The organism is Alteromonas sp. KUL49 (assembly GCF_006538345.1).
Lineage (GTDB): Bacteria > Pseudomonadota > Gammaproteobacteria > Enterobacterales > Alteromonadaceae > Alteromonas.
In genome coordinates this window covers 1-14578 of record NZ_BJKL01000001.1, presented here as the reverse complement: position 1 = coordinate 14578, position 14578 = coordinate 1, and the positions used below count along the sequence as shown (strand labels likewise).

Here is a 14578-nt window from a genome sequence, read left to right as displayed (position 1 = left end):
GAATTGTTAATAATATTTTTAAATTTACTGACTGAATTATAGCCAATATGGGTATAAGCCAACAAAAGCGAGGAGTGTAGCAAGATGAAGAAGGTTGCAGTTATCTTAAGTGGGTGTGGCGTATTCGATGGTGCTGAAATCCATGAATCAGTATTTGCGTTATTGAGTATTGCTCAAGAAGGCGCTCAATTTTCCTGTTTCGCTCCTGATACTGAGCAACTGCATGTAGTGAACCACTTAACAGGAAGTGTTGAGGAAAACGCACAGAGAAATGTCCTTGTAGAATCTGCTCGCATTGCGCGAGGAAGTATTCAACCCGTTACTGAATGTAATGTGGAAGAGTTCGATGCGATTATTGTTCCTGGTGGATTTGGAGTGGCGAAAAACCTTTGTACCTTCGCACTTGATGGTGACAAGAGTCGTGTGAATGAGCAAGTCTTGGCGGTTTGTAAGGCTTTCGCTGTTGCTAAAAAGCCTGCAGGATATGCGTGTATCTCGCCAGCATTGGCGGCGTCTGTATATGGAAATGGTGTTAAGCTAACTATTGGTAATGATGGCGATACAGCCAATGCACTCAAAGCCATGGGCGCGGAACACATTGACAGTATTGTTGATGAAGTTGTCATAGATGCATCGAATAAACTGGTCACTACACCTGCATACATGCTTGCAGAAAATATAGTAGATGCTCATAAAAGTATTTCAGCAATGGTTCAAACTGTGTTGTCGATGAAATAAGTCGTCAAACAAGGGGTTTCTCTGTGCAGGCATTCACCCTATAATCAAAACTCAAGAAACCCCACTGAAGTTAACGCGTCCATTAGCTTGTTTTACTGAGCGTTGATAAACACAACACATACTAAGTTGAAAGACGTTTGCGCACTGGTTATGGAATATACATGCGAACAATAATAAGGCCGCAGCTAACATGCACTATCGTGCGATAGTCCGTATTCTTGGACTTCTAATAGCGCTGTTTAGCGTAACAATGATCCCTCCTGCCGTGGTATCTTTGATTTACCAAGACGGTAGTGGTTTGCCTTTTGCCTTAGCATTCATCTTGTGTGTACTGGGAGGCATTGCGCTCTGGTATCCAAACCGTAATCAAAAACACGAATTACGGGCTCGAGAGGGCTTTTTGATTGTTGCGCTGTTTTGGTCGGTACTTGCCAGTGTGGGTGCAATTCCCCTGATCCTTCTAGAACAGCCAAGTATGACGGTAACCGACGCATTTTTTGAGTCGTTTTCTGGGTTAACGACCACAGGCGCGACCGTGATCGAAGGTATTGAGTTCTTGCCTCACTCAGTGCAGTTCTATCGTCAACAACTACAATGGCTCGGTGGTATGGGTATCATTGTACTTGCCGTTGCCATACTTCCTATACTTGGCGTTGGAGGAATGCAGCTTTATCGCGCAGAAACTCCAGGCCCAGTAAAAGACAACAAGATGACACCTCGTATAGCTGATACTGCGAAGCATCTGTGGTACATCTATCTGAGCTTAACCATTGCTTGCATGGTGTCTTATTGGTTGGCGGGAATGAACTGGTTTGATGCAATTTGCCACTCATTTTCTACCGTCGCTATTGGTGGGTTCTCAAACCATGACGCGAGTTTGGGCTATTACAACAGTCCCATGGTTAACTTGGTGTGCGTAATTTTTCTCTTGATTGCTGCACTGAACTTCTCGCTCCACTATGCTGCAGTGAGTTCGCGAACGGTAAGAGGCTACTTTAGTGATCCTGAATTCAAAGCCTTTTTCATGATTCAAGCAGCGTTGATTTTAGTGTGCTTTTTAGTGCTTACACTCAGTGGCTATTATACCTCAGCTGAGTCAGCCCTCGATCAAGCCATGCTGCAAGCTGTATCTATTAGTACCACAGCAGGCTTTGCAACCACTGACTTTTCTGTGTGGCCTACATTCCTGCCTATTATGCTTATTTTCTCGAGCTTTATTGGTGGATGTGCGAGCTCTACAGGGGGCGGTCTTAAGGTTGTTCGCGTATGTTTGTTGTTCTTACAAGGTAAGCGAGAAGTCGATCGTCTTATACACCCAAAAGCCGTGTACGCCGTTAAGTTTGGAGAACGTGCAATGCCCGACAGAGTCGTTGAAGCGGTGTGGGGTTTCTTTTCGGCCTACGCCGTCGTCTTTGTGATCATTATGATAGGTTTAATTGGCACGGGGTTAGACAACTTGAGCGCCTTCACCGCTACCGCAGCTATGTTGAATAACTTAGGCCCTGGCTTGGGTAGCGTCGCAGCGAACTACGCCGATGTTACCGATGCTGGAAAATGGATACTGGTTATTGCGATGGTGTTTGGTCGTCTCGAAGTATTTTCATTATTAGTGCTGTTCTCGCCCACATTTTGGCGCAGTTAAGTAATTAACCGTTAGCTAACCAAAAAAGAACGCACTGGGCTGGAAGAGTTTTTCCACGTCACCGATATATTTTTTGTCGACCAAAAATAGAATAACGTGATCATTGGCTTCTATTTTTGTATCGCTATGGGCAATGATCACTTGTTCTTCACGTACTATGGCACCAATGGTGGTTCCTGGTGGTAACTTGATGTCGCCAATCTGACGACCAACCACTTTTGAGGTATTTTCGTCGCCATGTGCAATCGCCTCAATAGCTTCTGCTGCACCTCTTCGCAATGAATATACATTTACAATATCACCGCGACGTACGTGGGTAAGCAAGGCCGAAATAGTGGCTTGTTGCGGAGAGAAGGCAATATCAATTTCGCCACCTTGTACAAGGTCAACATAAGCGCTGCGCTGAATCAGTACCATTGCCTTTTGCGCGCCCATACGTTTGGCTAGCATAGCTGACATGATGTTCGCTTCATCGTCGTTAGTAACCGCAATGAAAGCGTCAACTTGCTCAACATTTTCTTCACTGAGCAACTCAGGATCAGACGCATCACCACTGAATACAATGGTTTTGTCCAAATTAGCCGACAAATATTGCGCTCGCTCATGGCTGAATTCGATCAGCTTAACATTGTGCTTGTGTTCGAGCTTTTTCGCTAAGCCTGCACCGATAAGTCCGCCACCAGCAATCATAATACGCTTATAACTCGACTCTAGCTTTTGAAGCTCGCTCATCACCGCGCGAATATGTTTGGTGGCAGCGATGAAGAAGACCTCGTCATCAGCTTCAATAACTGTAGTGCCTAATGGACGTATGGGGCGACCACGACGATAAATCGCTGCCACACGGGTTTCTACATTGGGCATATGATCTTTCAGCGCCGACAATGCATGACCTACCAATAGGCCACCGTAGTAGGCTTTAACTGCTACTAGGCTCGCTTTACCATCAGCAAACTCAACGACCTGTAGTGCACCTGGATAATCAATCAACCGCTTGATGGCTTTAGTTACCAATTGTTCCGGTGCAATAATATGATCAACAGGAATATCTTGCTGCTTGTAGAGTTGTTCTTGGTAAATGATGTATTGCTCTGAACGAACACGAGCAATTTTAGTGGGCGTTTTGAATAAGCTATAAGCCACCTGACATGCCAGCATGTTACATTCGTCACTGTTGGTCACAGCAATCAACATGTCTGCGTCTTCTGCGCCCGCTTTTCTGAGCACATCAGGATGAGAGCCAAGGCCGGTAACGACTTGTAAATCTAACCTATCTTGCAATGAGCGAAGGATATCAGGGTCTGAATCAATAACGGTGATTTCGTTTTTTCACCGACAAGGTTTTCAGCCAGTGTACCGCCAACCTGTCCTGCACCCAAAATGATGATTTTCATCGTTACTTACAATACCTTACTCTCTTATTAGCCTTCTGACTTTACCAGCCTCGCATAATAGAAACCATCCATTTGTGCTTCACCAGGCAGAATCTGTCTACCTGGAATGTCATTGGAATCATTCTCGTGCAGCGGTAACAGGGTAGCGTCATCGTGATTAGCTAAAAATGTACGTATTTGTTCGACGTTTTCAGCGGGTAAAATAGAACAGGTAGCGTATAACAATGTGCCACCGGGTTTTAGCGTGGGCCACAGCGCTTCTAATATTTTTGCTTGTAATAGTTTTAGTGCATCAATGTCAGATGATTTTCGCAGCCAGCGAATGTCTGGGTGTCTGCGAATCACCCCAGTAGCGGAACAGGGGGCATCGAGTAATATGCGATCAAAGGCTTGCCCGTCCCACCAATCGGCAGGTTGAGAGGCATCTCCGTGGATAATCACCGGGGTATGCTTGAGCCTTGTCATGTTCTCCCTGACCCGCTGTAAGCGCTTTTCATCAAAGTCGAGGGCAATGCAGGTTTCAAGGTCTGGTGTGAGCTCTAATACATGGCCCGTCTTACCGCCGGGCGCACAGCAACAATCTAGAACTCGCTCACCAGATTTTGCGCCCAAGTAGGCAGCGGCCAATTGTGCAGCACCATCTTGTACTGCAAACCATCCTTTCTCAAAACCGGGTAGCGACGTAATGTCTTCCCGTTTCTTCAATATAACCGCGCTAGGATGCTGTTCGCTGGTGGTGTAGGGGATATCTAGCTTGTCTAATGCATTACAAAAGGTGGTGAAGTCAGTTTGTTGTTGATTCACTCGAAGCCACAATGGGCCCATACCATTTGAAGCTTCTCTTACTTGCTGACTATTATCGGGATACGCACTGTCTATAGCTTTGTATATCCATTTGGGAAATCCACTTTCGATAATAGGGTTGTTTATAGGTTTGTCAGCCAGTGCTTCACGTTGAAAGTTTCTTAGTAGCGCGTTAACTAAACCCTTAAGACCACCGCCGCCTAAATAGGGAGCTGCATTGACTGTTTCGCCTACCGCTGCATGAGCACTTACTCTAGAAAACGCTAGCTGATAGAAGCCGACCAGAATTAGATGTTCAATAACCTTCTTGTTACCTTTAAGGGGGCGATCTAACAAGGCACGTAACCAATGCTGCAAAATTGGCAGTTTACGCATTACCCCAAGAGACATTTCCTGAAGCCAAGCATTGTCTCGCGGGTTGTGGCGACGTTGAACTTTCTCAAGACAGTCGCGCGAGGATTTGCCCTGTTCCAATACCTGATAAACCACCCATGCGCAGTCCGCCCGCAGGTTTTTTTGTTTTGGGAGTGGAAGCGGCTTCACGAGTCTGATGCACTCGCGATAACACTGCCAACCTCAAACCACGACTTACGAGCATTAATAACATCAGCAGCGGGTAATGCTTTTTTACCGGGAATTTGCAATGAAGTGATGCAAAGACCTTGGTTACCCGTAGCCACTACTATGCCGGCCTTGTTTGCTTGAATAATAGTGCCCGGAGCGACTTGTTGTTTAAGAGGCACCACGGTTGCAGACCATAATTTGATGTTCTGGTCTTCTACCTGCGTCCACGCTACCGGCCAAGGGTTAAATGCACGTATGTTTCGCTCTATTTGTTCAGCGCTCTCATTCCAGTCAATCTTGGCTTCATCTTTTGATAACTTTTTGGCATAGGTAGCCGATGCATCGTCTTGCTTTTGAGGTTGAATACTTTCCAACTTACTCAGTGTAGTAATGAGTGATTTGGGCCCCAATGCCGCTAGCTTTTCATAAAGCGTCGCACTGGTGTCTTCTGTGGTAATAGGTAAGGTTTCAATAGCCAGCATGTCTCCGGTATCTAGACCCTCGTCCATTTGCATGATGGTAACACCGGTTTCAGCGTCACCTGCCCAAAGCGAACGTTGAATGGGGGCTGCACCACGCCATTTAGGCAAAATGGAGCCGTGTACATTAATACAACCTAAACGCGGTGCATCAAGCACAGCAAGAGGAAGCAATAGCCCATATGCAACAACAATCATAACATCTGCATTAAGGTTAGAAAGCGTCTGCTGTGCCTCTTCATCTTTCAGTGACTGAGGTTGATAAACAGGGAGATCGTTTTCAAGGGCAAGAACTTTGACGGCACTAGGCGTGAGCTTCTTACCTCGACCCGCAGGTCGATCAGGTTGGGTGTATACCGCAATGATCTCGTGATCAGTATCGAGAAGCGCAGCAAGATGCTGCGCTGCAAAGTCCGGTGTACCGGCAAAAATTATACGGAGTGGCGTAGACACGAAATTCCTTACGCGCGCGCAGCGAGGCGTGCTTCTTTCTCTAGCTTTTTACGAATGCGTTGACGCTTTAATGGTGACAAGTAGTCAATGAAAAGTTTACCTTTAAGGTGGTCTAACTCGTGCTGAATACAAATTGCCAAGAGACCTTCAGCATCTAAAGAGAACATTTCGCCATTCTCATCTAGAGCTTCTACAGTAATTGTCTCGGCGCGTTCAACTTTAGCGTAATTACCCGGTACCGATAAGCAACCTTCTTCACTGATAGTCATACCATCACGAGCAGTTATCTTAGGGTTAATAAACACAAGTGGTTCGTTTTGCTCTTCAGACACATCCATAACGACAACTTGAACGTGTCGATTGACCTGGGTAGCAGCTAGCCCGATACCATTTTCGTCTTTCATGGTCTCGAACATGTCGGATACAAGTTGTTTAATTTCGTCGTTGACTGACTCTACTGGTTCCGCCACCGTGCGAAGGCGTTCGTCAGGAAAACTAAGTACGTCTAAAATGGCCATGTTTCGCTTACTTCACTTTTACTCAGTATAAAAAGATATACGATCTCATTGTCAGCACTATTTACAGCGCTAGTTAGGTTACTATTCTAACGTATATAGCGCGGTTAGGTGCAGTTTTTTGAAGCGACTTAGTAGATTGCTTTGATTGAATAATCTGTACAAATGGCGAGATATTTTCTTTGAACTACCATTACGAATAACAACAAGGGTATGTTATGGCGAAATTCATTCTACGTATGCTCTGTACCATGGCACTGCTGCTGGGGTCTTTAGTTGTATATGCTAGTGTAGAAATTAATGAAGATGCGCCAAGTACCTATACAGTGAAAAAGGGTGATACCCTATGGGATATTGCCAGCCAATTTCTCGCTCATCCCTGGCAATGGCCAGAGTTGTGGCGCAGAAATACACAATTGAATGACCCTCATCTTATCTACCCTGGCGATATTCTGAGTATCCAAATTGAAGATGGTGTACCGGTTCTCACTGTTGTAAGGGCCAAGCCTCATCGGGTATTAAGTCCACAACGGGTTGTCACCCAAAAACGCCAACCAATTCCTATGTTCTCCGCAGAACAGTTGGGTATATTGACCAATGCTTTGTTATTCATGGGTGAAGAGGAGTACGAGGATTTACCGAAGGTTCTCGGGGAACACAATGGTAAAAGCCAATTCAGTGTGGGCGATCATTTAGTGAGTGAGTATCAAAGCAATGCCGAAGGTCAGTTAAATATACTTCGTCGTTACGCTAGCATTGAAAACATGCAAGGTCAGGTGGTTGGATTGCGAGTTGAACGTGTAGCGCAAGCGTTACAAGAAACACAGTTATCGGACACTACTCAGATGGTGACTATTGTTTCTTCTCACCGGGAAGTTCGACAAGGAGATAAGCTGGCACCTGCATTACCAGAAACTTTTGATGACATTGCACTTTCTGCTGCGAATGAGCAAAAAGGTTTTGTTATCGGCGACCTGCACGATTACGAAATGTTGGGGTTATACGATGTTGTTGTACTGGACCTCTCATTGCACCAAGTAACGCCAGGCACTGCTATGGGTATCTATCACCAAGGCGCAGATATTATCAATGGCGATGCTCCACGCTACCTCAGTGATACATCGCTTCAAAGGTGGAACCCTATTACTGACATTGTCGAGCAGCCAGCGTTAAAAGTAGGGGAGCTTGTTGTACTCAAAACATTTGAAGGCGCGAGTTTTGGACTGATTACGCGGGCAGACAAGGGTATTAGAAGGGGAATGATAGTCGCGCATCCTTAAACTCTATCGCCGTGTGAACACCTTACACGAAGGAAAGACATGGCGACTCCAGAGGTACAAAGCAAAGCGTATTCGTGGCTCACACTAGCCTCTTCAGACAAAGTCAATGCCAAGCAATGGTTAGAGTCGATAGCTTACACGTCACTGCCGGTGGAGCGGTTTGTAGCTTCACTGCCTGAATTGGTGTTGGCAAAGCAACTGCCCAATGAGTTCAACGACACTTTGTCTTACCACAAGGTTCAGCAAGCTAAGTACTGGGAAGCAAGCAGTCCACAACATCATATCATTACCTATGACGACCCGAATTACCCCAGTGTGTTAAAGCAACTTTCACAGCCTCCGTTAGTATTGTTTGTTACTGGAAACCCCTGTCTTTTGAACCGCTCTCAAATAGCGATAGTTGGGAGTCGCAATGCTAGTTTGCAAGGTAAGGAGAATACTCGTCATTTCTGCCGCGAACTGGTTCAGCAAGACATTGTGATTACCAGTGGGTTGGCACTAGGTATCGATGGTGTGGCTCATGACGAAACATTGAAAATGGGCGGAGCAACCATAGCGGTTACTGCCACCGGCCCAGACAGCATCTATCCCAAGCGGCATCAGCGATTGGCAAATAACATTATCGACGGTGGTGGAGCTTTAGTGACCGAGTTCTTTCCAAATACGGCGCCGCTCTCTTGGCATTTTCCGAAACGCAATCGAATAATAGCGGCGTTGTGTATGGGAACCTTGGTAATAGAAGCTAAAATTAAGAGTGGCACCTTGATTACTGCCAAGTTGGCCGCAGATCTAGGGAAAGAAGTTTTTGCAGTTCCCGGTAATATTTTACAACCTCAATCTGAAGGTTGTCATTGGTTAATACAACAGGGCGCGTCATTGGTGACCTGTGTTGATGACATTCTGTCAGCCCTACCTTCATATATTTGGCAACCTGCATTAATCGACGTCGAAACAACGAAAAAAAGTGAAGTTAATAGCTTGGCAACCGATAAATTATTAGATAGTGTGGATTATGACATCACCGCTATTGATGTTATTACCGAACGCAGCGCCATGCCAGTCCAAGACGCTATGGCAGTATTACTAGAATATGAGTTGCGTGGCTTGGTAGCTTCCGTCCCAGGTGGCTACGTTAAATTGAGGGGCAAATAACATGTTCGACATCCTCATGTACCTTTTCGAAAACTTTATTCATAGTGAAACGGAAATTCGAGTCGACCAAGATGAATTAACTGAAGAGTTAGTTCGTGCCGGTTTCCATCACGACGAAATATACAAAGCCCTAGCTTGGTTAGAGAAACTCGCTGCTTTACAAGAGACAGATATCAAGCCGTATTTTTGCAAGGGTATGAGCGCCAGCGTTAGCCGTATTTACACTTACGAAGAACAAATGCGTTTAGATGTTGAGTGTCAGGGATTCTTATTATTCCTAGAGCAGGTTAGTGTGTTAGACGCGTCAACACGAGAAATGGTGATAGATCGTGTTATGGAAATCGATTCCGCTGAATTTTGTTTAGAAGATCTCAAATGGGTCGTGCTCATGGTGCTATTTAATGTACCTGGAAAAGAAAAAGCGTACGCACAGATGGAAGACTTATTGTTCGCAGAACCGGACGGTACACTCCATTAATCATGTCTAAAATCGACCATTCTTTGTTTTCAGCGCATGAACAAGCGCTGGAATCCTACGGCGATTGCCCAGAATGCAACAAACCTCTGCAAATTAAGCACAGTAAATCAGGCCCTTTTTTGGGGTGCTCTGGGTATCCAGAGTGTGAGTTTAGTAAGCCGCTTCACGACAATCAAACATCAGTATTAAAAGTACTAGAAGGCTCTTCTTGTCCAGAATGCAGCGCTAATTTAGCGATAAAAAAGGGGCGTTACGGCATGTTTTTGGGCTGTACGCAGTTTCCCGATTGTCACTATATATCCCCGTTAAAAAGCCAAGAGGATACCCAGGTAAATTGTCCCAAATGCAGCGATGGACATTTACTGTCTCGAACAAGCAAGTACGGGAAGCAGTTTTTTGCCTGCAATAATTATCCAAAATGCCGTTATGTGCTAAATTTCACCCCTATCAATAAAGCGTGTCCTGCATGTGGCTGGGCCGTGATGATCAAAAAGAAAGGTTCACTTTGTTGCCCTCAGCCAATGTGTGGTTACAAAGAAGAACTGTAATTCGTTTAGAGAAATAAATAATGACTAACGTTAGCTCTGATACAGGTGGCACTACTGATCCTATTGTGGAAGCGTTTAATGCAGGTAAGCTGCTTGTTTATCCCACTGAGGCTGTGATGGGTATTGGTTGCGACCCTGATAATAAGGAAGCTGTTTACCGCGTGCTTGAAGTAAAGCAGCGCTCTGTAGACAAGGGAGTCATACTCATAGCGGCAAATTACTCACAATTACTGCCCTATGTTAATGACAGCGCTATTAGGCAAGACAAGCGTACAGATATTTTCTCAAGCTGGCCGGGCGCCAATACGTGGTTGCTGCCCAAATCTGATACCGCACCTGTATGGGTTACCGGTGTTCACGACAAAATAGCGGTGCGAGTCACAGATCATCCAGTGGTTAAGGCCCTGTGTGAAAAGCTGGGCAAACCTTTAGTATCTACAAGTGCTAACATTTCTGGCGAGCCGTCTACGCGAACCATAGAAGAAGCAAAAGCGGTGTTTAAAGATAGTGTTGAGTACGTCTACGGTGAAGTCGGGGGAAATAAAAACCCTAGTGTAATTCGCGATGGTGATACAGGTGAGGTAATTAGAGCATGACAACAGTGCCAATGACGTTAGATGGTATTGATGCCAACGAGGCTATTCAAAAAGTAAAAGCTTACTTGCTATCACTGCAAGACAACATTTGCCAAACCCTTGAGTTAGCCGACGGTAAGGGACAATTTCGCGAGGATACGTGGGAACGTGAAGAAGGTGGCGGTGGTCGTTCTCGTGTTATTAAGAACGGCGGAGTAATAGAGCAAGGCGGCGTTAACTTTTCCCATGTTTTTGGCGCATCTTTGCCTGCGTCTGCCACAGCGTCTCGCCCTGAGCTTGCGGGTCGAAGCTTTCAAGCTATGGGGGTTTCATTAGTTATTCATCCTCACAATCCTTATATCCCCACGTCTCATGCTAACGTGCGCTTCTTTATTGCAGAGAAAGAAGGCGAGGCCCCAATCTGGTGGTTTGGTGGTGGGTTTGATTTAACCCCTTTTTACCCTTTTAAAGAAGATGTAGTGCATTGGCACGAGGTGGCGAAGAAGCTATGCAGTCCTTATGGTGATGGCGTATACGGCAAATATAAAGCGTGGTGTGACGACTACTTTTATCTTAAACACCGCAGTGAGACTCGTGGTGTGGGTGGCTTGTTTTTCGATGACCTCAACGAATGGGGATTTGATAAGTCTTTTGCGTTCATGCAAGCCGTGGGTAATGGGTACGTTGATGCGTATGTGCCTATTGTCGAGCGCAGAAAAGATGCACAATACTCAGAGCGAGAGAGAGATTTTCAACTTTACCGCCGAGGTCGTTACGTCGAATTTAATTTGGTGTTCGACCGAGGTACCTTGTTTGGGCTCCAAACGGGCGGCCGTACTGAATCTATTTTAATGTCTATGCCTCCGTTGGCACGCTGGGAGTATTGCTATACACCTGCGCCGGGTAGTGCTGAAGACAAGTTATCTGAGTGGCTAAAACCCACAGACTGGTAAGCGAGTGTTAAGAGGCGATTCTCACAGGTGTGATTTTTGATCCACATCAATGGGGGTTGCCGATACTTGTGTTGTTGCTATAGGAAGTTGCGCTGGATCAAATGAACTTTTGGTTCAGGCGGTAAAGTAGCGCTATCTTCTTTGAACACAAGAGAGAAACACAATGCACACACGTAAACTCGCAGCAACCATTATTCCTCTTCTTCTAGCAACTCCTTTGGCTTCAGCACACGAAGCGGGAGATTGGATTGTACGCGGAGGCTTGACCACCGTTGCACCAGACGAATCATCATCAAATATTATGGTAGGTGGTACCGACCTTGGTGTTGGTCTTACTGTTGACAACAATACTCAGTTGGGACTTAACGTTGCTTATTTCTTAACTGACCGTATCAACGTTGAATTGTTAGCGGCTACGCCCTTTACTCATGACGTGAACTTCTCTGTTACCGATCCTCTCGGTACAGGCAATAAATTAGGCGAAGTTACTCACTTACCTCCAACAGTGTCGGTTAACTATTACCTCAATGACCCATCATCTGCTTTCCAGCCTTATGTTGGTGCGGGCGTTAACTTTACTATTTTCTTCGACGAAGAATTTACATCAGCCAACGAAGCGGCTGGCCTAGACGACCTCTCGCTTGACAATTCTTTTGGTTTGTCTGCACAAGTGGGCTTTGACTATCAGTTAAACAAAACATGGCATGTAAACGCGTCTGTGCGTTACATCGACATTAATACTGAAGCAAGCTTCAACCTAAGTGGTACTGAAGGTAGCGTGGCTGATATCGATATAAATCCATGGGTTTATACCGTTTCTGTGGGTTACACATTTTAATCGCACCCAAGGCGTGTAACCTTTGGCCCCTACTATTGCATAGTGGGGGCTTTTTTATTGGGTGTTAATCATATGGTCAGCTAAAGTGTTTAGCGCTTCCAGTAATCTATTTGCCAGTGTCATATCATCTACAGTGGTTAGCATGGCCTTGCGCATACAATACATCCATTGTGCTTTGAGTTCTGGTGTTACTGTGAAAGGGAGGTGACGGGCACGCAGTCGAGGGTGGCCAAATTGCTGTTGATACGTATCAGGGCCGCCTAGCCATAAACTTAGGTACAAGAAGAATACCTCGCGAATACGATCAAGGGGTTGCGGATGGATGGCAAGTAGCTCTGAAGCGTAGGGGTCTTGTTCCATAATATCGTAAAAACAATTCGCCAGTGCTCTCACTTTATCCTCTCCCCCTATGAGATGATATGGTGTAGTCTGTTCACCCATCGTTTGTTTTTTGCCTTTTTTAAATAAGTTAGATAATCCCATGAAGAAGTTCGCCGTTTTCGGTAATCCAATTGCACAAAGTCTATCACCAACGATTCATCAAATGTTTGCTAAACAGTGCGACGAAGTTATCTCTTATGAAAAAATATCGGCGCCGGACGATGGTTTTATTGAGGCTGCCGAAGCGTTCTTAAGTCAAGAGGGTGCGTTAGGATGTAACGTAACAATGCCATTTAAGCTGGATGCCTACAACTTTGCCCGTGTTGAAGACAAAGCTGCGCAGGATGCCAAAGCGGTAAATACGTTAATGAAGACTACTAACGGAGAAGTCTTAGGATTTAATACGGATGGTGTGGGCTTAGTGAATGACCTCATTAACAACGGCGCTAAACTAGCAGGTGCGTCTGTTTTACTGATTGGCGCGGGTGGGGCTGCACGGGGTGTTATTGCACCATTATTAGCTGCGGGCGTGTCAACGCTAACCCTTGCCAATCGAACATTGGAAAAGGCGCAAATAGTGGCCGACGAAACAGCTCCGGGGAAAGTAGAAGTAGTCTCACTGTCCGATATCGCAATGGTAAAGCCCACTGTTGTTATTAACTCAACTGCAGCGAGTCTGCATGGTGAATTACCGTGTGCGCTTTCGTCCGAGTTATTTGAGCGGTGCGATGTGGCTTATGACATGGTGTATAAAGCAGAGCCTACCGTATTTTTAACAGAGGCATCTAAACTAGGCGCGAAGAACACGCTGGACGGTTTAGGTATGTTAGTCGAACAAGCGGCGGCTGCATTCACTATATGGACGGAAAAGCAGCCAGACACTAAAGAGGTTGTTGTTGCTTTACGAGAACTCGTAAGCGCACAATAACTGTGCTTTATTCCTCCTGAGCTAAATACTCATCTTTGAGGTTAACGTAATTAACTGCCGACTGTTTGAGGAATTGCATCTCGCTGTCTTTAAGCGGTCGTTTCTTTTGCATCGGGTTTCCCACATAAAGAAACCCACTTTCGAGTGTTTTTTTAGGTGGGACTAAAGTACCTGCGCCAATAAACACATCGTCCTCTATTATCGCACCATCCATAATTATCGCTCCCATACCTACGAGTATACGGTTACCCAATTGACAGCCGTGTAACATGCATTTATGTCCTACAGTGACATCGTTACCGATAATAAGAGGGTAACCATTAGGATTTGAGGGAGACTTTCTTGTTACGTGCAGTACTGAACCATCTTGAATATTGGTGCGCTCACCAATAGAAATACGGTTAACGTCTCCTCTGGCAGCAACGAGTGGCCAAATGCTGCTATCACTACCTAGAGTTACGTCACCAACAATGACAGATGATGTATCTATATATACCTTGTTACCGACAGAAGGGTAGATGTTCTTATAGTGGCGTAATGGCACTGTTATCTCCTATAACTCTTCAAAGTAGATTTGACGTTAGTGTAATCACTTACGTGCCTATCTCAATGATGATCTCCTCTATTTTAATATATCGGAGGAGTAGACACATATTTAGTACGAAATTAGGGCATATAGGGTGGTTTTTGACCGATTAATTTAAATATGACATTTTTTTGAAAATACTTGTTGACGTGGCCGTTTAAATCCCTAAAATGCGCATCCGCTTCGACAGGAAAGCAAAACAACTTCCCTGACAAAGCTAGTCATTACTAACCTTATAGGTCAATAATGGCGAGGTTTTCAGAAAACACA

15 protein-coding genes and 1 pseudogene are annotated in these 14578 nt (G+C 45.3%); 10 read left to right on the top strand and 6 right to left on the bottom strand.

All coding sequences use genetic code 11. The features are described 5' to 3' along the window. Positions 1–84: 84 nt before the first annotated feature. Positions 85–738 carry an isoprenoid biosynthesis glyoxalase ElbB gene (gene elbB / locus EYS00_RS00080; protein ID WP_130634548.1) on the top strand — a complete coding sequence of 218 codons (654 nt, stop codon included), beginning with the start codon at positions 85–87 and terminating at the stop codon, positions 736–738. A gap of 190 nt (positions 739–928) precedes the next feature. Beyond that, positions 929–2380: a TrkH family potassium uptake protein gene (locus tag EYS00_RS00075; protein WP_130634547.1), complete on the top strand. Its 1452-nt coding sequence runs from the start codon at positions 929–931 to the stop codon at positions 2378–2380. A gap of 15 nt (positions 2381–2395) precedes the next feature. Here EYS00_RS00075 and trkA read toward each other — a convergent pair. From trkA to def, 4 genes and pseudogenes are all read right to left on the bottom strand, one after another. After that, a pseudogene (gene trkA, locus EYS00_RS00070) lies at positions 2396–3774 on the bottom strand (Trk system potassium transporter TrkA). Between the two features lie 27 nt (positions 3775–3801). Further along, complete coding sequence (rsmB, locus tag EYS00_RS00065) at positions 3802–5121, bottom strand: 16S rRNA (cytosine(967)-C(5))-methyltransferase RsmB (RefSeq protein ID WP_130634546.1); 1320 nt, start codon at positions 5119–5121, stop codon at positions 3802–3804. Further along, positions 5118–6074, bottom strand: coding sequence for a methionyl-tRNA formyltransferase (gene fmt, locus EYS00_RS00060; protein WP_130634545.1), 957 nt, complete (start codon positions 6072–6074; stop codon positions 5118–5120). The genes rsmB and fmt overlap by 4 nt, the downstream gene beginning before the upstream one ends. An 8-nt stretch (positions 6075–6082) precedes the next feature. After that, entirely contained in the window at positions 6083–6592 is a 510-nt protein-coding gene (gene def, locus EYS00_RS00055; RefSeq protein WP_130634544.1) for a peptide deformylase, read from the bottom strand. A 215-nt stretch (positions 6593–6807) separates the two neighbouring features. Between def and EYS00_RS00050 the strand changes: the two genes are divergently transcribed. From EYS00_RS00050 to EYS00_RS00020, 7 genes are all read left to right on the top strand, one after another. After that, positions 6808–7869, top strand: a complete 1062-nt coding sequence (locus EYS00_RS00050) for a LysM peptidoglycan-binding domain-containing protein (RefSeq protein ID WP_130634543.1) — start codon at positions 6808–6810, stop codon at positions 7867–7869. Positions 7870–7908: 39 nt separating this feature from the next. Then, the gene (gene dprA, locus EYS00_RS00045) at positions 7909–9021 is read left to right on the top strand and encodes a DNA-processing protein DprA (protein ID WP_130634542.1); all 1113 of its coding nucleotides are present in this window, start codon (positions 7909–7911) and stop codon (positions 9019–9021) included. 1 nt (position 9022) lies between these two features. Beyond that, positions 9023–9499: a DUF494 family protein gene (locus tag EYS00_RS00040; protein WP_130634541.1), complete on the top strand. Its 477-nt coding sequence runs from the start codon at positions 9023–9025 to the stop codon at positions 9497–9499. Positions 9500–9501: 2 nt separating this feature from the next. Continuing rightward, positions 9502–10047 carry a type I DNA topoisomerase gene (locus EYS00_RS00035; protein WP_130634540.1) on the top strand — a complete coding sequence of 182 codons (546 nt, stop codon included), beginning with the start codon at positions 9502–9504 and terminating at the stop codon, positions 10045–10047. 20 nt (positions 10048–10067) lie between these two features. After that, the gene (locus EYS00_RS00030) at positions 10068–10643 is read left to right on the top strand and encodes a Sua5/YciO/YrdC/YwlC family protein (RefSeq protein WP_130634539.1); all 576 of its coding nucleotides are present in this window, start codon (positions 10068–10070) and stop codon (positions 10641–10643) included. Continuing rightward, the gene (hemF, locus tag EYS00_RS00025) at positions 10640–11575 is read left to right on the top strand and encodes an oxygen-dependent coproporphyrinogen oxidase (protein WP_130634538.1); all 936 of its coding nucleotides are present in this window, start codon (positions 10640–10642) and stop codon (positions 11573–11575) included. The genes EYS00_RS00030 and hemF overlap by 4 nt, the downstream gene beginning before the upstream one ends. Positions 11576–11738: 163 nt before the next feature. Beyond that, entirely contained in the window at positions 11739–12413 is a 675-nt protein-coding gene (locus EYS00_RS00020) for an OmpW family outer membrane protein (protein WP_130634537.1), read from the top strand. A 54-nt stretch (positions 12414–12467) separates the two neighbouring features. Here the strand turns inward: EYS00_RS00020 and EYS00_RS00015 are convergent, their stop codons facing one another. Next, on the bottom strand, positions 12468–12896 hold the full coding sequence (locus tag EYS00_RS00015; RefSeq protein WP_130634536.1) for a group II truncated hemoglobin: 429 nt from the start codon (positions 12894–12896) through the stop codon (positions 12468–12470). Here EYS00_RS00015 and aroE point away from each other — a divergent pair. Then, positions 12895–13722, top strand: a complete 828-nt coding sequence (gene aroE, locus EYS00_RS00010) for a shikimate dehydrogenase (RefSeq protein WP_130634535.1) — start codon at positions 12895–12897, stop codon at positions 13720–13722. The two genes, EYS00_RS00015 and aroE, sit on opposite strands and share 2 nt — an antisense overlap. Positions 13723–13729: 7 nt before the next feature. On the opposite strand, the gene EYS00_RS00005 is transcribed toward aroE, so the two are convergent. Continuing rightward, the gene (locus tag EYS00_RS00005) at positions 13730–14266 is read right to left on the bottom strand and encodes a gamma carbonic anhydrase family protein (protein WP_130634534.1); all 537 of its coding nucleotides are present in this window, start codon (positions 14264–14266) and stop codon (positions 13730–13732) included. Positions 14267–14578: the final 312 nt, after the last annotated feature.